The sequence below is a fragment of the Achromobacter sp. K91 genome, assembly GCF_003576205.1.
In the GTDB taxonomy this organism is placed as follows: domain Bacteria; phylum Pseudomonadota; class Gammaproteobacteria; order Burkholderiales; family Burkholderiaceae_B; genus Achromobacter; species Achromobacter aegrifaciens.
This window is the reverse complement of record NZ_QWFB01000030.1, coordinates 61,778-81,075: the sequence shown is the minus strand read 5'-3', so window position 1 is coordinate 81,075 and position 19,298 is coordinate 61,778. Positions and strand designations below refer to the sequence as shown.

The following is a 19,298-nucleotide window of genomic DNA, read 5'->3' as shown; positions in this document are numbered from 1 at the left end:
CGCGCCACACTGGTGTCCGGCCGTCATGCTTTGCCTTGGGGGCCCCGACAACACCACAAGGAGCGAGACATGCCCCCTATCTACGCGCGCGCCCTCAAGCGTGCAGCATGGCCCATGCTGGCCCTGTCCTGCCTGGTTTCTGGCACCGCCGGCGCGCAAGGCGCCTATCCCAACCATCCCATTTCGCTGGTCGTGCCGTTCGCAGCGGGCGGGCCGACCGATGTCGTGGCGCGCAGCCTGGGCGCGTCCATGTCCAAGACGCTGGGCCAAAGCATCATCATCGAGAACCGCACCGGTGCGGGCGGCACGCTGGCGTCCCAGCACGTGGCGCGCGCCGCGCCCGATGGCTACACCTTCCTGATTCACCACAACGGCATGGCCACCGCGCCGGCGCTGTACCGCAAGCTGTCGTTCAACCCGCTGACGGACTTCGCCTATGTCGGCCAGGTGGCCGACGTCCCCATGACGCTGCTGGGCCGCAAGGACCTGCCCGCGGACGGCATGAAGGACTTCATCAAGTACGCCAAGGAAAACGGCAACAAGATCAACCTGGCCAACGCCGGCCTGGGCGCGGTGTCGCAGCTCTGCGGCATGCTGCTGCAGGAATCGCTGGGCGTGCAGTTCACCACCGTGCCCTATGCCGGCACGGCGCCGGCGATGACCGCGCTGCTGGGCGGCCAGGTGGACGTGCTGTGCGATCAGACCACCCAGACCATTCCGCAGATCAAGGCCGACCGCGTGAAGCTGTACGGCGTCACCACGCTGGAGCGCATCAAGACGCTGCCTGATGCGCCGACCCTGCAGGAGAACGGCCTGAAGGGCTTCGAGGTCAAGGTGTGGCATGGCGTCTACGCGCCCAAGGGCACGCCGCCAGAAGCCGTCGCGAAGTTCAACGAGGCCCTGCGCGCCGCGCTGAAGGATCCTGCCTTCACGCAGAAGATGGCGGAACTGGGCGCCGAGATCGTGCCGGAATCCAAGCAGACGCCGCAGGGCCTGCAGACCTGGCTGCAATCCGAGGTCGACAAATGGGGCGGCATCATCCGCAAGGCGGGGGTGTACGCCGACTGATGGCGCGGCGGGCGGCCGCGGTTGCTGCTGCCCGTTCATGAATATATATTCGCGTGCATGAGTACGAACGACGTAAAAAGCGCCAGGCGAGTCCTGGACATCCTGCAATTCTTCGCCGCGACGCGGGCGCCGGCCACGCTGTCGCAGCTTTCGGCCGGACTGGGCATCCCCAAGTCCAGCTGCCTGGCCTTGCTGGACACGCTGGAAGGCGACGGCTACGCGCATCAGACTGCGGGCCGTTATTACCTCACTCGCCGCTGGCTGAACGAGGCCCGCACAGTGGCCGAGCATGACCAGCTGACCACACGCATCCGGCCCACGCTGGAGGCGCTGCGCGACGAATTGGACGAGACCCTGATCCTGGCGCAACGGTCGGGCGACCAGGTGGTCTACCTGGACGTGGCCGAGCCCGAACGCATCGTGCGCTTCACGGCCAGGGTCGGCCAGCAAAAACCGCTGCATGCATCGGCCTCCGGGCGTGCCCTGCTGGGCGCCATGCCGCCTGCCGAACGCGAGGCGCTGGTCGCGCGCCTGCCCCTGGACCGCTATACCAGCAAGACGGTCAAGACCCACAAGCAACTGCTGCAGCTGATCGATTCCGAAGCCCGGCGCGGCTGGCACGTCAATCTGGCGGAGCATCAGGCCGATACCCTGTCGGTTGCCGCGCCGCTGGTGTTGTACGGCGCCGTGCTGGCGCTGGTCGTGGGCGCTCCGCTGGACCGTTCCGCCTCCCGCGCCGACCTCATCGGCCAGACCTTGCGTGCCGCCGGCCGCGAACTCACGCAACGCCTGGACAGCCCGGCGCCCGCCGTGACTGCCTACTAAGGCCAGCCCCTAAAAGGGCTTTCGCCGCTCCGGCCGCCTGGCTGCCCCGAGAGGCGCCTGGCGGCCGCGCCTTTACCTCCCCTTCCTGCTTTCCGCCGCGTCACCCGCGCTGGCGGCGCGCGCCTGCGTCCTCTGCGGCTGCGCAGGCTCCTGCGGGTTTACGACTAGGCAAAACCATTGCCCGCCTTCGTTCATGAATATAAACTTTTGTTCAAGAGTAAGAACGCGGATCGGGATTACCGGTAGCGGCCGCTCGAATTCCGGGCCAATACCCCGGCGCTCTCTACATGAAGGAAAGAAAATGGCTGGCCTTTATTACGAACAGTTTTCGCCCGGGCAGGCGTTCGAGCATGCCTGGACCCGCACCCTGACCGAAATGGACAACGTGCTGTTCAGTTCCCTGACGATGAACGTGCAGCCGCTGCATCTGGACGCGCATTTCGCCGCGCAGACGGAGTTCGGCAAGCCCCTGGTCAACAGCCTGTTCACGCTGGGCCTGCTGATCGGCATGACGGTCAACGACACCACCCTGGGCACTACCGTGGCCAATCTGGGCATGACCGACGTGAACTTCCCCAAGCCGGTTTTCGCTGGCGACACCTTGCATGTGCACACCCGCGTGCTGTCGGTGCGCGAGAGCAAATCGCGCCCCAACGCGGGCATCGTCGAGTTCGAGCACACCGCGCTGAACCATCGCGACGAAGTCGTGGCCACGTGCAAGCGTTCGGCCTTGATGCGCAAGCGTCCGGCCTGAGCTTGCCGCCGTCCAGGAGGACCACGATGACCCGCTCCCTGCTGTTCGTGCCCGGCGATTCCGGGCGCAAGTTCGATCACGCGGCCGCCAGCGCCGCCGATGCCCTGATCCTGGACCTGGAAGACTCCGTCGCCCCGGACCAGAAGCCTGCTGCGCGCAAGGAAGTCCGCGCCATGCTGGAACGCGGCGCGGCAGGCAAACAACTATGGGTGCGCATCAACGCGCTGGAGGGCGGCGACGCCCTGGCCGATCTGGCCGCCGTGATGCCCGCCACCCCCTACGGCATCGTGCTGCCCAAATGCGCCGGCCGCGATGGTCTCCTGCACCTGTCGCACTATCTTGACGCCTTCGAGGCCACGGCCGGCACGGCCCCAGGCGTCACACGCATCCTCGCCATCGTCACCGAGACTGCGCAGTCCCTATTCAGCCTGCACGACTACCGCGACGCCACGCCGCGGCTGTGGGGGCTGTCCTGGGGTGCGGAAGACCTGGCCGCCGACGTCGGCGCGCTGCGCAACCGCGAGGCGGGCCGCTACACGGAGCCCTTCCGTCTGGCGCGCTCGCTGTGCCTGATGTCGGCCGCCGCGGCCGGCGTGCGCGCCATCGACACGGTCTGCGTCGACCTGGACGCGCCCGAGGTTCTGGCAGCCGAGGCCGGCGAAGCCTTTCGCGATGGCTTCGTCGGCAAGATGGCCATCCATCCGCGCCACGTAGCCGCGGTCAACGCGGCGCTGAGCCCGGACGACGGCCAATTGCAATGGGCCCGCGCCGTCATTGCCGCCTTCGCCGCCAACCCGGGCGCGGGCACCTTGCGGCTGGACGGCAAGATGATCGACCGCCCGCACCTGCGCCTGGCGCGCCGCCTGCTGGGGGAGGACTGAACATGCCCGGACCACTGCACGGCATACGCGTCGTCGACATGACCAGCGTCGGCATGGGGCCCATGGCCACCCAGATGCTGGGCGACATGGGCGCCGACGTCATCAAGGTGGAATCCGCCGAGGGCGACGTATTCCGTCACGTCACCCCCCAGCGCCATGCCGCCATGAGCCATACCCATCTGAACCTGAACCGCAATAAGCGCAGCGCGGTGATCGATGCCAAGACCCCCGAAGGCCGTGCGCAACTGGACGCGCTGATCGGCGGCGCCGACGTCTTCATCTCCAACATGCGCGCCCCGGCGATGCGCCGCCTGGGCCTGGATTACGCGACGCTGCAGCCCCGTTTTCCCGAACTGGTCTATTGCGCCTGCTATGGCTATTCGGAGCAAGGCCCTTATGCGGGACGCGCCGCCATCGACGACACCATCCAGGCCGCGTCGGGCATGGCCTGGCTGCAGGGCGGCGCGGGCGAGCAGGCGCCGCGCTATGTCAATTCCGTGGTCGCCGACAAGGTGGTGGCGCTGTACGTGGCCAACGCCGTCACCAGCGCCCTATTGGCGCGCGAGCGCGGCGCGGGCGGCCAGGCCGTGGAAGTGCCGATGTTCGAATGCATGGTGGCCTTCCTGGCGCCGGAACATCTGGCGGGGCTGACCTTCGTGCCGCCCGAAGGGCCGGCGGGCTATACGCGCCTGCTCAATGAGTACCGCCGCCCGTTCCGCACGCAGGACGGCTACATGAGCGTGGTGCCTTACACCACGCCGCAATGGCAGCGCTTCTTTGCGCTGGCCGGCAACCCCGAGATGGCGCAGGACCCGCGCTACCTGACGCTCAACAGCCGCAGCAAGCATTTTCCCGAGCTATACAGCTACGTCGAAGGCGTGCTGGGCAAGCGCACCACCGCGCAATGGATCGAACTGCTGGCGACCGCCGACATCCCCTATGCGCCGGTCAACGGCTTCGAGGAACTGCTGGCCGACCCGCACTTGCGGGCCACCGGCTTCTGGCATGAATCCGAGCACCCCACCGAAGGGCGCCTGATCCAGGCGGGCCTGCCCGTCCGCTTCAGCCGCACGCCGGCAGAGATCCGGCGGCATCCGCCCGGCCTGGGCGAACACACAGCCGAGATCCTGGCGGAAGCCCAGGCCGGCCGGACGTCCTAAGGTCCCAAAGCACGAGGAGACAGACATGAAAAACAACATCCGATCCGCCCTGATCGCCGCCGCGCTGTGCCTGCCATCCCTGACAGGCGCAGCCCCCGGCTATCCGCAGGCGGACAAGCCCATCCATTTCGTGGTCGGCTTTCCTGCCGGCAGCACCATCGACAACGTCTCGCGCGTGGTGGTGGACGATATCCGCGCCCGCACCGGCGCGCAGATCATCGTCGAGAACAAGCCCGGCGCGCTGGGCGTGCTGGGCGTGGACACGGTGGCGCGGGCCGCGCCCGACGGCTACACCATGATGCCGAGTTCCAGCGCCACCAGCTCGTCCGGCCCCTACCTGTCCAAGGCCTTCCAGCGCTATGACGCCATGAAGGACTTCACCCAGGTCGGACGTGTGGTGCGCTTCGACGTGGTCATCGTCACGCGCGCCGCAGGCCAGCATGGCGACGCGCGCCAACTGGTGGCGACAGCCAAGGAAAAGCCGAACTCGGTGACCAGCGGCTATGGCTCCGGCACGGGCCAGGTGGTGGCGGCGGCGTTCAGCCGCGCAGCCGGCGCCGAGGTGCTGGCGGTGCCCTATAAGGGCCAACCGGCCGCCATCACCGACCTGCTGGGCGGGCGCATCGATTTCGTGGCGGCCGACCTGGGGGCCGTGCTGCCGCAGATCCGCGCCAAGAACCTGAACGCCGTGGCCCTGGTTTCCAACAAGCGCTCGACCATCCTGCCCTCCGTTCCCACCGCCCAGGAACTTGGCATGGGCAGCCTGGACCTGACCGGCTGGATCGGCGTGGCCGGCCCCGGCGGCCTCGCGCCCGAGGCGGCGAAGTGGTGGTCCGAGCAACTGACGGCCACGATGCGCGAGCCTGCGATCCAGGAAAAACTGCGCGCCATGGGCATGGAGCCCGACCTGGCCACGGGTGATCCCTTGCAGCAATTCGTGCGCGGCCAGTACGACGCCTGGGGTCAGCAGATCCGGCAGGCGGGAATCCAACCCGAGTAAGCAGCGGGCTGCCCAAAGAAAAGCCCACCCTCGCGGGTGGGCTTGGCCTTTATGGCGAGTGCAGCCTGTTACGCCTGCACCGCTAGCTCCTTCCACACCGCCAGCGGCGCTTCCGCGTGGTTCAAGGTGTAGAAATGCAGGCCCGGCGCGCCGTTGTCCAGCAACGTCTGGCACAGTTCGGTCACCACGTCCACGCCGAAGGCGCGGATGGAGGCCTTGTCGTCGCCGAACTCGGCCAGGCGCAGGCGGATCCAGCGCGGCACTTCCGCGCCGCACATTTCCGAGAAGCGCAGCAGCTGCGTGTGGTTCGTGATGGGCATGATGCCCGGCACGATGGGCACGTTCACGCCCTTGGCCTGGGCCCGGTCGACGAAGTCGAAGTAGGCGTCGGCGTTGAAGAAGTACTGCGTGATCGCGGCGTCGGCGCCGGCTTTCACCTTGTTCACGAAATGGTTCAGGTCGGCGGAGGGATTGGCCGCCTGGGGATGCATTTCGGGATAGGCCGCCACTTCGATGTGGAACCAGTCGCCCGTTTCCTCGCGGATGAACGACACCAGCTCGTTGGCGTAGCGCAGTTCGCCCGCATCGCCGCCCATGCCCGAGGGCAGGTCGCCGCGCAGGGCCACCACGCGCCGCACGCCCTCGTTCTTGTAGGCCTGGAGGATGTCCCGCAGATCCTGGCGCGTGGCGCCGACGCACGACAGGTGCGGCGCCGCCTCGCAGCCCAGGTTGCGCAGCGTGCGCACGGCGTCCGCCGTGCCGGCGCGGGTGGAGCCGCCCGCGCCGAAGGTCACGCTGACGTACTTGGGCTGGATGGCCAGCATCTGCTTGGCCGCGCGCACCAGCCGCTCCTGGCCGGCCAGGTCGCGCGGAGGGAAGAATTCCAGACTGAAAGCGGGAGTAGTCGAGTCAGACATTAGGGGATCAGCTTCGTGAGCAGGCCAGAGATGATGCTGTACAGGATCGCACCGCCCACGGCCCACCAGAACCCGTTGACCTGGAAGCCCTTCAGCACGGAGCCGACGAACCAGAACAACAAGGCGTTGATGACGATGAGGAAGAGACCGAGAGTGACGATCGTGATGGGCAGTGTCAGCAGCACCAGCACCGGTTTGACCAGCATGTTCACCAGGCCCAGCACCAGCGCGGCGATGAGCGCCGATCCGAAGCTGGCCACGGTGATGCCGGGCAGCAGGTAGGCCACGGCCAGCAGGGCCACCGCGTTCAGGATCCAGACGAGTATCAATGCCATGTTCGATCTCCTGTTGTGAGCCCGCCGGCCCTGCCGCGGCGATACGTACGCGACAGGGGTCCTGCGGACCGGAAAGCCCGCGCCGGCATGGCGCGGCACTTTCCTATTTTGCTACAACCATCAATAGCGGTAGTGCTCGGGCTTGTAGGGGCCTTCGACCGGCACGTTGATGTAGTCGGCCTGATCCTGGCGCAGCGTCGTGAGCTTCACGCCCAGCTTCTTCAGGTGCAGGCGGGCGACCTTCTCGTCCAGGTGCTTGGGCAGCACGTAGACCTGACCCGACTGGTAGGCTTCGTTGCGCGTGAACAGCTCGATCTGGGCGATGGTCTGGTTGGCGAACGAGGACGACATCACGAACGACGGGTGGCCGGTGGCGCAACCCAGGTTCACCAGGCGGCCCTGGGCCAGCAGGATGATGCGCTTGCCGTCCGGGAAGATGACGTGGTCGACTTGCGGCTTGATCTCTTCCCACTTGCAGTCGGCCAGGCTGGCGACGTCGATTTCGTTGTCGAAGTGGCCGATGTTGCACACGATGGCCTGGTCCTTCATGGCATTCATGTGCTCACGCGTGATGACGTGGTAGTTGCCGGTGGCGGTGACGAAGATGTCGCCGTGCGCGGCGGCTTCTTCCATGGTCACGACCTTGAAGCCTTCCATGGCGGCTTGCAGGGCGCAGATCGGATCGACTTCGGTGACCCAGACCTGGGCGCGCAGCGCGACCAGCGCCTGGGCGCAGCCCTTGCCCACGTCGCCGTAGCCGGCCACGACGGCAACCTTGCCGGCGACCATCACGTCGGTGGCGCGCTTGATGCCGTCGACCAGCGATTCACGGCAGCCGTACAGGTTGTCGAACTTGGACTTGGTGACCGAGTCGTTGACGTTGATGGCGGCAAAGGCCAGCTCGCCCTTTTGCGACATCTGGTACAGGCGATGCACGCCGGTGGTGGTTTCTTCCGTCACGCCCTTGATCAGGGCCAGGCGGGTCGAATACCACTTGGGATCGCGCTTGAGGGTTTCCTTGATGGCGGCGAACAGGATGCGCTCTTCGTCGCTGCCCGGGTTGGCCAGCACCGAGATGTCCTTCTCGGCCTTGGTGCCCAGGTGCAGCATCAAGGTGGCGTCGCCGCCGTCGTCGAGGATCATGTTGGCGTTTTCGCCATTGGGCCATTCGAAGATCTTGTGGGTGTACTGCCAGTACTCTTCCAGCGTTTCGCCCTTGACGGCGAAGACCGGGGTGCCCGACGCGGCGATGGCGGCGGCGGCGTGGTCCTGCGTGGAGAAGATGTTGCACGAGGCCCAGCGCACTTCGGCGCCCAGGGCCACCAGCGTTTCGATCAGCACGCCGGTCTGGATGGTCATGTGCAGGCTGCCGGCGATGCGCGCGCCCTTGAGCGGCTGCTTGGCGGCGAATTCCTCGCGGATGGCCATCAGGCCGGGCATTTCAGTTTCGGCGATGGCGAGTTCGCGGCGGCCCCAGCCGGCCAGCGACATGTCGGCGACGAGGTAGTCGGAGAAGGATTTATCGGTCACAGCGTTCATGGTGTGTAGGCTCCACGTGAAATACGAACGGCGCAGGATATGGCCGGACAACGCGAAGGCACCACGAAGGTCGAGTGCTCGCCTTTCCCGCCATATGCGACAAAGGTGAGCGCCGTTGCTGTAGCGCCGCGCAAGGCGCGCCGCTTGAACAAGGATTCCTGAGCCTGGCGAGCCTGGCTCCGCTTGCCGTGCCGGCTGGCGGGAACCGCAGGGTCGTCGCAACGCTCCTCAGGATTGCCGGGCATTGTACCCGGGAACCGTGCGCCAGGGATCAAACCCCTGGCTCCCTGGCGGGCATTTCGCCACCCGGCCGCCGCGCAAGCATGGCCCCTTCAGGGACGCACGACGCCTCGGCATGTTCCGCGCCGCGGGCGCTCCCATCCAGCGGCACCAGTGCAGCCAGCAGGGTCGCGGCCACCGAGTCCCAGCTGCGCGTCAGGGCATGTTCGCGCACCGCATGGCGGTCCAGCGACAGGGCCGAGCGGCAGGCATGGGCCAGGTCTTCGTCCAGGAAACCGGTGACGCCCTGGGTCACCACCGCCAGCGGCGCTTCGCTGCGGAAAGCGGCCACCGGCGTGCCGCAGGCCATGGCCTCCAGCATGACCAGACCGAAGGTGTCCGTCAGGCTGGGGAAGACGAAGGCGTCGGCCGACCCGTAGAGCGCCGGCAGCGCTTCGTCTTGCCGCAGGCCCAGGAAAATCGCGTCGGGAAAGCGCTTCTTCAGCCGCGCCTCATCCGGCCCCGCCCCCACCACTACCTTGCTGCCCGGCAGGTCCAGCGACAGGAAGGCGTCCAGATTCTTCTCGCGCGCCACGCGGCCCACGCTCAGGAATACGGGACGGGGCAGGTCCGGGAAGGCCTGGCCCGCCCCCGGCTGGAACTTGCGCGGGTCCACCCCGCGCGACCAGATCTGCAGGTTGGCGAGGCCGCGCCGCGCCAGCACGTCGCGCACCGTGGGCGTCGGCACCAGCACCCGCTGCGAGGGCCGGTGAAACCAGCGCAGATAGCGCCAGGGCAAGGCCGCCGGGATGCCCATGCGCGCCTGCAGGTAGTCCGGGAACATGGTGTGGAACGAAGTCGTGAAGCGCCAGCCCCGCGCCAGCGCCATGCGGCGGGCGGCCAGTCCCAGCGGACCTTCGGTGGCGATATGCAGGGCGTCGGGCACGAGGTCGCCCAGGATGCGGCGCAATTGCCGGCCGGGCTGCAGACACAGCCGCAGGTCGGGCTCCGAAGGCGCCGGCACGGTGCGGCTGCCCTGCGGGTTCACCACGATCAGCTCGTGGCCCCATTCTCCGAGGATCTGCTGCATGGTCGTCCAGGTGCGGACGACGCCATTGACTTGCGGATGCCAGGCATCCGTGACCAGGACGATGCGCATGATGGAGCCGGAAGTGGGCAATAGCGCGATTTAGCCCGCGCCATGTGACATGCCCAAGACGGCCTGCGCGGCCGCCGGCTAGTTGTTGCGGCGGGGATACCCTTGCGCCGTGATGCGCACCCAGACTTCGCGCTTTTCCTCTTCCGTCATGAACACCCAGTTGGCGACTTCCATGGCGGTGCGGCCGCAGCCGCGGCAGATGTCGTCAAACAGCGTGGAGCAGACGGCCACGCAGGGCGAATCCGAAGCCTTGAAGGCGCGTTGCGCGTCTTCGGCGTCGGGGAGTTTGGAGAGGTCGACGTGGTGCTGATTCATCGGGCGTAGGTTAACACCGGCAGTGCGTCCCCTTTTAGAAGGCCCTATGCCCCGCCCGGACTTAAATGCCTGTCCGCGCGCGGGGTGCTACATGCGGGCCGAGCCCTGCCGCTAGCGCCAGCCGAAGAACTCTCCGGCCTGCGCCAGCAGCGCGTCCGGGCACTCTTCCGCAAGATAGTGCGCGCCCGGCAACGGGCCTCCGGACACCTCGTCGGCGATCGCGCGCCACAGCGCCAGCACGTCGAAGTTCCGGCCGACCGCGCCGCGCTCGCCCCACAACGCACGCAGTGGCATGCGCAGGCGTTCGCCGGCCTCCCGGCCGGCGCGGTCGTGCTCCAGGTCCAGCGTGGCGGAGGCGCGGTAGTCCTCGCAGATGCCCGTGGCCCAGCCGGGCAGTTGCGCCGCGCGTTCGTACTCGGCCATGGCCTCGGCGGAAAAGTGCGCCAGCCCGCCAGGCCGTCCGCCCATCACGGAACGCAGGTAGAACACCGGGTCGCGCTGGATCATGGTTTCGGGCAGCGGCGCCGGCTGGATCAGCCAGAACCAGTGGAAATAGGCCTGGGCGAAGGCGCGCGTGGTGCCTTCGTACATGTCCAGCGTGGGCGCGATGTCCAGCAGCATCATGCGGCTGACGGCGGCGGGATGGTCCAGCGCCAGCCGGTGCGCCACGCGCGCGCCGCGGTCGTGCGCCAGCACCTCGAAGCGCTCGTAGCCCAGGGCGCGCATCAGCTCGATCATGTCGGCCGCCATCTCGCGCTTGGAATGGGCAGAATGGTCCGGCGATGCGGCAGGCTTGTCGCTATCGCCGTAGCCGCGCAGGTCCGCCGCCACGCAAGTGCGGTGGCGCGTCAGTTCCGGCCAGACGCGATGCCAGATGGCGTGGGTCTGGGGATGGCCGTGCAGCAACAGCAACGGCGGGCCAGCGCCGTCGACGCGGGCTGCGATCTCGATGCCGTTGGCCGCGATGCGGCGCACGGGCAGGTCGAAGAATGCGGTCATATGGCCTCTCGGTCCAGGCGGTCGCGCACGCGGCGCGCCAGGTCTTTCATCCAGGGGTGCCGCGCCCAATGCCCGGCCTCGAAACGTTCCACCTCGTCCAGCTGCTGCAATGAGGCGCCCACCATGTCCTGCCCCTGCACGTACATGCGGCGGTGACGTTCTGGCAGCGTGAACGCCGCTGTCCAGCCGTCCATGGCGGTGACGCTCCCTGCCGCCACATCGATGCTGACGCGGTTGGTGGCCGTATTGGACACCCTGGCGAGCAAGGCGTCGATCTCGGCCGGCGCCAGGCTGATCAGCAGCAGGCCGTTGTTTACGGCATTGAAGTAGAAGATCTCGCCGAAGCTGGGCGCGATCACCGCGCGGATGCCGAACTGCTGCAAGCCCCACACCGCATGCTCGCGACTGGAGCCGCAGCCGAAATTCGGCCCCGCGACCACGATGGACGCCCCGGCATAGGCGGGCTGGTTCAGCACGAAATCGGGCCTGGGCGCGCCGCCCGCATCAAAGCGCAGGTCATGCAGCAGGCCGCGGTCCAGCCCTGCCTTGTCGATGATGCGCAGAAACTGCTTGGGCATGATCTGGTCGGTGTCCAGATTGGAAAAAGGCAGCGGCGCGGCAACGCCCTCGATGGTTGCGGTCATGCGTGTTGCTCCCAGACGCGGACGTCGACAATGCGGCCGGCCAGCGCGGCGGCGGCGGCCATCGCCGGAGACATCAGGTGCGTGCGGCCCGCGCGCCCCTGCCGGCCTTCGAAATTGCGGTTGGTGGTGGAGGCGCAGCGCTCGCCCGGGCTGAGCACGTCGTCGTTCATGGCCAGGCACATGGAACAGCCAGGCTGGCGCCATTCGAAGCCGGCCTCGATCAATTGCGCCGCAATGCCTTCGGCCTCGGCCTGTGCGCGCACCGCACCCGATCCGGGCACCACCATGGCCCGCACGCCGGCCGCTACCTTGCGGCCGCGCACCACGGCTGCCGCCGCGCGCAGATCCTCGATGCGTCCGTTGGTGCAGGAGCCGATGAACACGCGGTCTATCGGCACGCCGGCTATCGGCGTACCCGGCGCCAGGCCGATGTAGTCCATGGCCTTCTCCAGCGCCAGGCGGGCCAACGCGTCGGGCTCGGCCTGCGGGTCCGGCACCACGCCATCCACCGGCATGGCCTGGTCCGGGCTGGTGCCCCAGGTGACGAAGGGCGCGATCGCGGCGGCATCCAGCACGTGCTCGGCATCGAACACGGCGTCCCCGTCCGAGCGCAGCGTGGCCCAATAGGCGCGGGCCTGGGCCAGCGTCTCGCCTTGAAGTTCGGGCGCATGCGCGGCGACGTAGGCCTCGGTGGTGGAGTCCGGCGCGATCAGCGCGGCACGGGCGCCGGCTTCCACCGTCATGTTGCACAAGGTCATGCGGGCCTCGGCGGACAGCGCGGCGATGGCCTCGCCGCAGAACTCCACCGCATGGCCGCGCGCGCCTTGCGCGCCGATGCGGTGCACGACGCAGATCACCAGGTCCTTGGCGGTGACGCCGGCCGGCAGCGCGCCATCGACGCGAATGCGCATGTTGCGCGCCACGCGGTACGCCAGCGTCTGCGTGGCCAATATGTGTTCGACCTCGGACGTGCCGATGCCGAAGCCCAGCGCGCCCAGCGCGCCATAGGTGGTGGTGTGGCTGTCACCGCACAGCACCACCATGCCCGGCAGCACCATGCCATGTTCGGGCGCGATCACGTGTTCGATGCCTTGCAGCGGATCGGTGGTGTCGAACAGCGCGATGCCCTGCTCGTCGCAATTGCGCTTGAGGTTCAGCGCCTGGCGCGACGAAGCGTCGTCGGCGATCACGCGCAGTGCCGCCGGCACCGGATGCGTGGGGATGATGTGGTCCACCACCGCCATCTGCTGTCCGGGGCGCAGTACGCCGCGCCCGCGCGCGGCCAGGCCGCTGAAGGCCTGCGGGCTGGTGTATTCGTTCATGATGTGCAGGTCGACGTAGAGCAGGATGTGCTCGTCGTCGATCCGGGCCACCTCATGGCTGGCCACCAGTTTGTCGTACAGCGTCTTGCCGGGCATGTCTTGCGTCCTTCGTAGTTGGGTCTTGCGGCCCGGTCAGTTGGCCTGGATGCCGGCGTCCTTGACGATGCCGGCCCAGCGCGTCATCTCGGCGGCTACCATGGCGTCCGTCTTGGCGGGCGAGGAAATCAGCGGATCGAAGCCCTCGCGGCCCATGCGCTGCGCCAGCTCCGGCGAACGCAGGGCCTGTTCGAGCTTGGCGTTCAGCGTGTCGATCACGGCTTGCGGCGTGCCCGCGGGCGCGCTGATCACGAACCAGGTGTTGAACTCGTAGCCGGGCAGCCCGGACTCGGCGATGGTGGGCACGTCGGGCAAGAGCGGCGAACGCGTGGTGCCGGTCACGCCCAACGCCTTGAGCTTCTTGCCGTCGACCTGTGGCTTGGCTGCGGACAGCACCGGAAAGCTCATCTGCACCTGGCCGCTGATGGTGTCCACCATGGCCGGGCCGCCGCCCTTGTAGGGCACGTGCAGGATCTGGGTCTTGGACACCGACTTGAACAGTTCCGCGGCCATGTGGAACGTGCTGCCCGTGCCTGCCGAACCGAAGCTCAGGTCGTTGGCTGGCCGCGCGCGCACATAGGCCAGCAGCTCGCTCACATTGGCCACGGGCAACTGGTTGGTCACCGTGAGCACATGCTGCGACGTTCCTATCGTGCCGACCGAACGCAGGTCCTTGGCTGTGTCGAACGGCATGTTCTGGAACAGCGCCGGGTTGATCGCCAGCGACATGGTGTTGACGGCCAGCGTGTAGCCGTTGGGCTCGGCGCGCGCCACTGCGGCCATGCCGATGTTGCCGGAAGCGCCAGCGCGATTCTCCACCACGACACTCTGCCCCAGGGCGCGGCCCCAGGCGTCCGAAATCAGTCGCGCGGCGATATCCACGCTGCCGCCGGGCGCGAACGGCACGATGAGCGTCACGGCGCGCTGGGGAAAGGCGTCGGCGGCGGCGGCCGGTTGGGTCCAACAGGATGCGGCAATGGCCGCGCATAGAACGCCGGCCGCTTTGTTGATCTTCATTCCTGGTCTCCTCGGTTGGCCGCGCAGGCGGCTCTTTAGTGGTGAGGCCAGTGTATAAGCGGGTCTTCTTCTTATAATTGCTAATCCAGATAAAGCTTTATTAAATTCAGTTTATAAATAAGCGCATGGACGCCCTCTCCGATCTCGCCTTCTTCTCACTGGTAGTGAAGCACGGCAATCTGTCCGCCACCGCCCGCGAACTGGGCCTGACGCCGCCCGCGGTCAGCACGCGCCTGGCCAAGCTGGAGCAGCGCCTGGGCGTGCGGTTGCTGAACCGCACCACCCGCCGGGTCAGCGTCACGCAGGAAGGTGAGCTTTATCTGGCCGAGGGCGCACGCATCCTGACGGACCTGGAGGCGCTGGAACGTTCCGTATCGAGCGCCCGCGCCCGTCCCCAAGGGCTGCTGCGGCTGAACGCCACGTTCGGCTTCGGCCGCGCCCACATCGTGCCCGCCGTGTCGGACTTCGCCCGCCAGTACCCGGAAGTGGAAGTGCAGATGCGGCTGACCGACAGGCCGCTGAACCTGATCGAGGAAGGCTTCGACGTGGCGGTGCGCTTTGGCGACCTGCCCGATGCGCGCCTGACCGCGCGCAAGATCGCCTCCAATCGGCGGCTGCTGTGCGCGTCGCCGCGCTACCTCGAAATCCATGGCGAGCCGCGCGCGCCGGGCGACCTGCAACGCCACCGCTGCATCGTGGTGCGCGAGAACGACGTGGCCTACGGCACCTGGCGGCTGGAATCGGGCCAGCGCGCGGAGACCGTGAAAGTGCGCGGTCCGCTCAGTTCCAACGACGGGCAAAGCGCCCTGGAATGGGCGCTGGACGGTCACGGCATCGTCATGCGTTCGGAATGGGAAACGGCCGAGCACCTGCGCGCCGGCCGCCTGCGCGCGGTGCTGGCCGACTGGCGCACGCCGCCCGCGGACATCCACGCGCTGTATCCCGAACGCCTGAACCTGCCGGCCAAGACGATCGCTTTCGTGGAGTTCCTGTCGCAGCGCTTCGCCCGGCATCTGCGCGCGCCGGGTTCGGACGACGCGGTCTGGTGAACACGCCGCGTCATATTCCGCACTGACGGGGACGCAACGCTACGCGTCCACCCCCAGCCGCGCGCCGGCGCGCACGATGCCGCAGCGCTTGTGCGCCCGCATCACCACGCCGACTTCGCTGTTCAACACGCCATCCAGCTCGCCCAGGCGGCGCGTCACCACGTCCCACAAGTGCAGGCTGTCGCGGCACAGCACGTGCCAGAACAGCTGCGACGCGCCGCTGGTGCCGAACAGGCAGCGGGTGTTGGGATCCAGCGCCAGATGCGCGGCCAGCGCGTCCACGGCTTGAGGGCGCACTTGCACGGAGATAACCGCCTCCACCGGAAAGCCGACCAGCGCCGGCTCCACTTCCACACGGAAACTCAGCGCGCGGCGCTCCACCATGTTGTGCAAGAGACGCTGCGCGGTGGGCTCGCTGACGCCAGCCTGCTCGGCCAGTTCGGCCAGGCTGGCGCGGCCATCACGCATCAGCCAGGCCACTATGCGCTGCTCGGCGTCCGTCAACGCCGCGGGCGGCTGCGCCATGGCGGACTCGGCCGCCGCTGCGTCGGGCAAGGCCTGGATGCGCCACTGGCCGGCGCGCCGGAACGGCCGCAGCACCAGCCGCGCCTCCACGTGCTCCACCCCGTCGATGGACGGCAGCACACGCGTGACCACGTCCGGCATGTCGGCCGCGTCCGCCAGCGTCAGCTCGGCCATCAGGTCGGCCGAACCGGCCAGCGTGACCACCAGCTGGCTCAGGTCCAGCCGCGCCAGCTGATCGGCCACCTCGGGCACGCGGCCCGACCGGCAGCGCACCCAGGCGTGCAGCACCACGCCGCGGCCGGTGGCCAGGGGATCGGGTTCCGCGATGACACGCAGGGCATCGGCATCCATCAGGCGCTTGATGCGGCGCGCGACAGTGCGCTCGGGAATGCCGGTGGCGGCTCCCAACTCGCGCCAGGACGCGCGCGGGTCCGCCTGCAGCGCGATGAGACAGGCGAGATCGGTGTCGTCCAGCCCCGGAGCTAGGGGCTTACCCTTACTTGACGTGTCCATATTCATTAAATTAACGTTCGCGCATTGATAAAAACACAAAATTAAACGGTCTTTTTGACCAAAAATAAATTCTTATTTGAGGTTTTCATGAGCAGCACTTCAGCGCCCCTGCGCAAGCCGCAGGGGGCAGCCGCCTCGGCCGGCACCGCGCCCGTTTCCCGCTCGCGCACCATTCTGGCCGGTAGTGTAGGCAATGCCGTCGAATGGTTCGACTGGACCATCTACGCGTCCTTCGCCATCTTCTTCTCCAGCCAGTTCTTCCCCGAAGGCAATGAAACCACGGCCCTGCTGGCGACCTTCGGCATTTTCGCGGTGGGCTTCTTCATGCGTCCAGTCGGCGGCTGGCTGCTGGGCATCTTCTCCGACCGCTACGGCCGCAAGGCCGCGCTGGGCCTGACCATCCTGATGATGGCCGGCGGCTCGCTGATCATCGCCGTCACCCCCACCTACGCCTCCATCGGCCTGGCCGCTCCGTTGCTGCTGACCGCTGCGCGCCTCTTGCAAGGCCTGTCGCTGGGCGGAGAGTATGCCTCGGCCACGACCTTCCTGGCGGAAATGGCGCCGCCCAACAAGCGCGGCTTCTATTCCAGCTTCGTGTTCTTCAGCGCCGCCGTGGGCATCCTGGCCGCCTCGGCCATCGGCTGGGTGCTGACCTCGACCTTGACCAAGGTCGAGATGGCCGCCTGGGGCTGGCGCATTCCGTTCTTCCTGGGCGCGCTGGGCGGCCTGGCCGGCATGTGGATCCGCCGCTCGATCCCGGAGACCGAAGCGTTCTCGCACGCCAAGAAGGTTGGCGTCGAAAAGCAGCCGCTGCGCACGCTGCTGCGCGACCATCCGCGTGAAGTGCTGCGCATCGTGGGCTTCTCCATCCTGACCACGTTCGCGTTCTACATCTTCGTGGCCTACGTGCCCACCTACGCCATCCGCCAGGTGCATGCCGACCCAAAGACCGCGTTCGCCGCCAACACCGTCGCGCTGATCGTGTTCATGCTGGTGCAGCCGCTGTTCGGCATCCTGTCCGACCGCATCGGCCGCAAGCCGCAGCTGATCTTCTTCGCCGCCGGCTACCTGGTGTTCTTCTATCCGCTGATGACCACGCTGGGCCCGTCGTTCGGTTCGATCCTGGCGGTGGAGCTGTTCGGCCTGGTGCTGTACGCCATGTACACCTCGATCGCGCCGGCCATCATGTCGGAACAGTTCCCCACCAGCGTGCGCGCCGTCGGCATCGGCACGCCGTACAACCTGGTAGTGGCCCTGCTAGGCGGCACCACGCCCTACCTGCTGACCTGGCTGCAAAGCAAGGGCATGGAGCGCTGGTTCTTCTACTACGTGCTGGCGGGCGCCGTGATCACCCTGATCACCTTCATCCGCATGCCGGAAACCAAGGGCCAGAGCCTGAAGTAAGCAGAGAGAACGAACGTCACGCAATAGCGCTTTCCGGTTCCCGCGGGACCGGAAAGCTTTTTCTTTTCCGATGAGACCCATGCCAGCACTAGACACCGCCCTGCACTTCCAAGACGCCCAGGCCCTGGCCGGCGCCATCCGCCGGCGCGAACTGAGTTCGCGCCAGGTCACCACCCACTTCCTGGACCGCATCGAGCGCGCCCCCGCGCTGGCCGCCTACAGTGAAGTCACGGCCGAGCGCGCGCTGGCCCAGGCCGACGCCGCCGACCGCCTGCTGGCCGCGGGCATTGTGCTGGGTCCCCTGCACGGCGTGCCCGTGGCGGTGAAGGACAGCGTGCAATGGGACGGCGTCAGCGCCAGCCTGGGTTCGCTTGCCTTGCAAGGCCGGATCAGCGGTGAAACGGCGGTGCCGCTGCACAAGCTGGCCGCCCAGGGCATGGTGGTGCTGGGCAAGACCCGCATGACCGAGTTCGCCTTTGGCCTGTCGGGCCAGAACCCCACCCAAGGCACGGCGCGCAACCCTTGGGACGCGCAGACGGCGCGCGCGCCGGGCGGCTCGTCCAGCGGCGCCGGCGTGGCCGTGGCCGCGGGCCTGGCGCCGCTGGCGCTGGGTGGCGACACCGGCGGCTCGGTGCGCGCGCCGGCGGCTCTGAATGGCCTGGTGGGCTACAAGCCGTCCACCGGCGTGATCAGCCGCGCCGGCTGTCTGCCCTTGTCGGACACGCTGGACGTACTGGGTCCGATCACACGCACGGTGGCGGATGCCCGGCTGCTCACCCGACTGCTGGCCGGCCCCGACATCGGCGACGCGGCCACGCTGGAATTTCCCGCAAGCGCCATCGCCGCCTTGCGCCAGCCCGCCGCGCGCGCCCCCGGTCCGGTGGCGGTGCTGGCGCCCGACGCCTGGCCCGCTTCCTTGGCCGACGCCGGCCTGCGGGCCTGGCGCGAAGCCGAGGAAAACCTGGCGCGGGCCGGCTACACGCCCACGCCCTGGCATCCGCCCGCGGCCCTGTCCTTTGCCCGCATGGCCGACGACAACTCGCTGGTGCTGGCCTATGAGGCCTACCGCTATTACGGCGCGCTGGCCGAAGACCCGGCCACGCCGCTGTGGGAAGTGGTGCGCAAGCGCATCGCGGCCGGCGGCCGGATCGCGCAGGCCGACTACGAAGCCGCGCTGCAACGCCGCGCCGCCGACATGGCCGCGTTCGCGCAAGCGATGCAAGGCCTGGACGCCCTGCTGATGCCTGCCTGCGACCAGGCCGCGCAAGCGCTGGACGCCGACGATACGCGCCACGCCGGACTGGGCAAGCTGCTGCGTCCCGCCAACTTCCTGGGCGCGGCCGCCATCTCGCTGCCCGTGGGCATCGATGCCGAAGGCATGCCCATGGCGGTGCAGTTGCTGGCGCCGGCAGGCGGCGACGCTGCCATGCTGGATTGCGCCGCGGCGCTGGAGCCGGTGCTGGCGCCAAAGCTGCGCCGTCCCGACCTGTCGGCCTGGGGACTGTAAGGTCCCTGCCGCAATGAAAAAGCCCCCGCGTTTTTTCGCGGGGGCTTTTC

At 67.9% G+C, this 19,298-nt stretch carries 19 protein-coding genes and 1 riboswitch; of the genes, 9 read left to right on the top strand and 10 right to left on the bottom strand.

From position 1 onward, the window contains the following. Positions 1-69 precede the first annotated feature (69 nt). From DXK93_RS11940 to DXK93_RS11915, 6 genes are all read left to right on the top strand, one after another. Positions 70-1,068, top strand: coding sequence for a tripartite tricarboxylate transporter substrate-binding protein (locus tag DXK93_RS11940; RefSeq protein ID WP_119450164.1), 999 nt, complete (start codon positions 70-72; stop codon positions 1,066-1,068). Positions 1,069-1,125: 57 nt separating this feature from the next. Further along, positions 1,126-1,893, top strand: a complete 768-nt coding sequence (locus DXK93_RS11935) for an IclR family transcriptional regulator (RefSeq protein ID WP_119450163.1) — start codon at positions 1,126-1,128, stop codon at positions 1,891-1,893. 301 nt (positions 1,894-2,194) lie between these two features. Next, positions 2,195-2,647: a MaoC family dehydratase gene (locus tag DXK93_RS11930; RefSeq protein ID WP_054456992.1), complete on the top strand. Its 453-nt coding sequence runs from the start codon at positions 2,195-2,197 to the stop codon at positions 2,645-2,647. Between the two features lie 26 nt (positions 2,648-2,673). Continuing rightward, positions 2,674-3,528, top strand: coding sequence for a CoA ester lyase (locus DXK93_RS11925; RefSeq protein WP_119450162.1), 855 nt, complete (start codon positions 2,674-2,676; stop codon positions 3,526-3,528). Between the two features lie 2 nt (positions 3,529-3,530). After that, on the top strand, positions 3,531-4,688 hold the full coding sequence (locus DXK93_RS11920; protein ID WP_119450161.1) for a CaiB/BaiF CoA-transferase family protein: 1,158 nt from the start codon (positions 3,531-3,533) through the stop codon (positions 4,686-4,688). A gap of 25 nt (positions 4,689-4,713) precedes the next feature. Further along, on the top strand, positions 4,714-5,688 hold the full coding sequence (locus DXK93_RS11915; RefSeq protein WP_119450160.1) for a tripartite tricarboxylate transporter substrate binding protein: 975 nt from the start codon (positions 4,714-4,716) through the stop codon (positions 5,686-5,688). Between the two features lie 68 nt (positions 5,689-5,756). Here DXK93_RS11915 and metF read toward each other — a convergent pair whose 3' ends face one another. The 9 genes from metF to DXK93_RS11870 all read right to left on the bottom strand — a co-directional run bounded on the left by metF (position 5,757) and on the right by DXK93_RS11870 (position 14,250). Then, a complete protein-coding gene (gene metF / locus DXK93_RS11910; RefSeq protein ID WP_119450159.1) occupies positions 5,757-6,605 on the bottom strand; it encodes a methylenetetrahydrofolate reductase [NAD(P)H] in 849 nt (282 codons plus the stop codon). After that, on the bottom strand, positions 6,605-6,940 hold the full coding sequence (locus DXK93_RS11905; RefSeq protein WP_006389784.1) for a phage holin family protein: 336 nt from the start codon (positions 6,938-6,940) through the stop codon (positions 6,605-6,607). Before DXK93_RS11905 ends, metF begins: the two co-directional genes overlap by 1 nt. A gap of 120 nt (positions 6,941-7,060) precedes the next feature. Then, a complete protein-coding gene (ahcY, locus tag DXK93_RS11900) occupies positions 7,061-8,479 on the bottom strand; it encodes an adenosylhomocysteinase (protein ID WP_054457001.1) in 1,419 nt (472 codons plus the stop codon). Positions 8,480-8,579: 100 nt separating this feature from the next. After that, positions 8,580-8,715: riboswitch (S-adenosyl-L-homocysteine riboswitch) on the bottom strand. Between the two features lie 35 nt (positions 8,716-8,750). Beyond that, complete coding sequence (locus DXK93_RS11895; protein ID WP_119450296.1) at positions 8,751-9,857, bottom strand: glycosyltransferase family 1 protein; 1,107 nt, start codon at positions 9,855-9,857, stop codon at positions 8,751-8,753. A 78-nt stretch (positions 9,858-9,935) separates the two neighbouring features. Continuing rightward, entirely contained in the window at positions 9,936-10,172 is a 237-nt protein-coding gene (locus tag DXK93_RS11890; protein WP_054457003.1) for a DUF1289 domain-containing protein, read from the bottom strand. A gap of 111 nt (positions 10,173-10,283) precedes the next feature. Continuing rightward, positions 10,284-11,171 (bottom strand): alpha/beta fold hydrolase, encoded by an 888-nt coding sequence (locus DXK93_RS11885; RefSeq protein WP_119450158.1) that lies wholly within the window; start codon positions 11,169-11,171, stop codon positions 10,284-10,286. Beyond that, positions 11,168-11,815, bottom strand: coding sequence for a 3-isopropylmalate dehydratase small subunit (gene leuD, locus DXK93_RS11880; protein WP_054457007.1), 648 nt, complete (start codon positions 11,813-11,815; stop codon positions 11,168-11,170). Before leuD ends, DXK93_RS11885 begins: the two co-directional genes overlap by 4 nt. Beyond that, the gene (leuC, locus tag DXK93_RS11875) at positions 11,812-13,233 is read right to left on the bottom strand and encodes a 3-isopropylmalate dehydratase large subunit (protein WP_119450157.1); all 1,422 of its coding nucleotides are present in this window, start codon (positions 13,231-13,233) and stop codon (positions 11,812-11,814) included. Before leuC ends, leuD begins: the two co-directional genes overlap by 4 nt. A 36-nt stretch (positions 13,234-13,269) precedes the next feature. Further along, positions 13,270-14,250, bottom strand: a complete 981-nt coding sequence (locus tag DXK93_RS11870; protein ID WP_054457011.1) for a tripartite tricarboxylate transporter substrate binding protein — start codon at positions 14,248-14,250, stop codon at positions 13,270-13,272. Positions 14,251-14,375: 125 nt separating this feature from the next. Here DXK93_RS11870 and DXK93_RS11865 point away from each other — a divergent pair, with 125 nt between their 5' ends. Beyond that, positions 14,376-15,299: a LysR family transcriptional regulator gene (locus DXK93_RS11865; RefSeq protein WP_054457013.1), complete on the top strand. Its 924-nt coding sequence runs from the start codon at positions 14,376-14,378 to the stop codon at positions 15,297-15,299. 39 nt (positions 15,300-15,338) lie between these two features. Here the strand turns inward: DXK93_RS11865 and DXK93_RS11860 are convergent, their stop codons facing one another. Further along, positions 15,339-16,343, bottom strand: a complete 1,005-nt coding sequence (locus tag DXK93_RS11860; RefSeq protein WP_054457015.1) for an Lrp/AsnC family transcriptional regulator — start codon at positions 16,341-16,343, stop codon at positions 15,339-15,341. Positions 16,344-16,424: 81 nt separating this feature from the next. On the opposite strand from DXK93_RS11860, the gene DXK93_RS11855 reads away from it, so the two are divergent. Both DXK93_RS11855 and DXK93_RS11850 read left to right on the top strand, forming a co-directional pair. Beyond that, positions 16,425-17,741 (top strand): MFS transporter, encoded by a 1,317-nt coding sequence (locus tag DXK93_RS11855; protein WP_119450156.1) that lies wholly within the window; start codon positions 16,425-16,427, stop codon positions 17,739-17,741. 79 nt (positions 17,742-17,820) lie between these two features. After that, positions 17,821-19,248 (top strand): amidase, encoded by a 1,428-nt coding sequence (locus DXK93_RS11850; protein ID WP_119450155.1) that lies wholly within the window; start codon positions 17,821-17,823, stop codon positions 19,246-19,248. Positions 19,249-19,298: the final 50 nt, after the last annotated feature.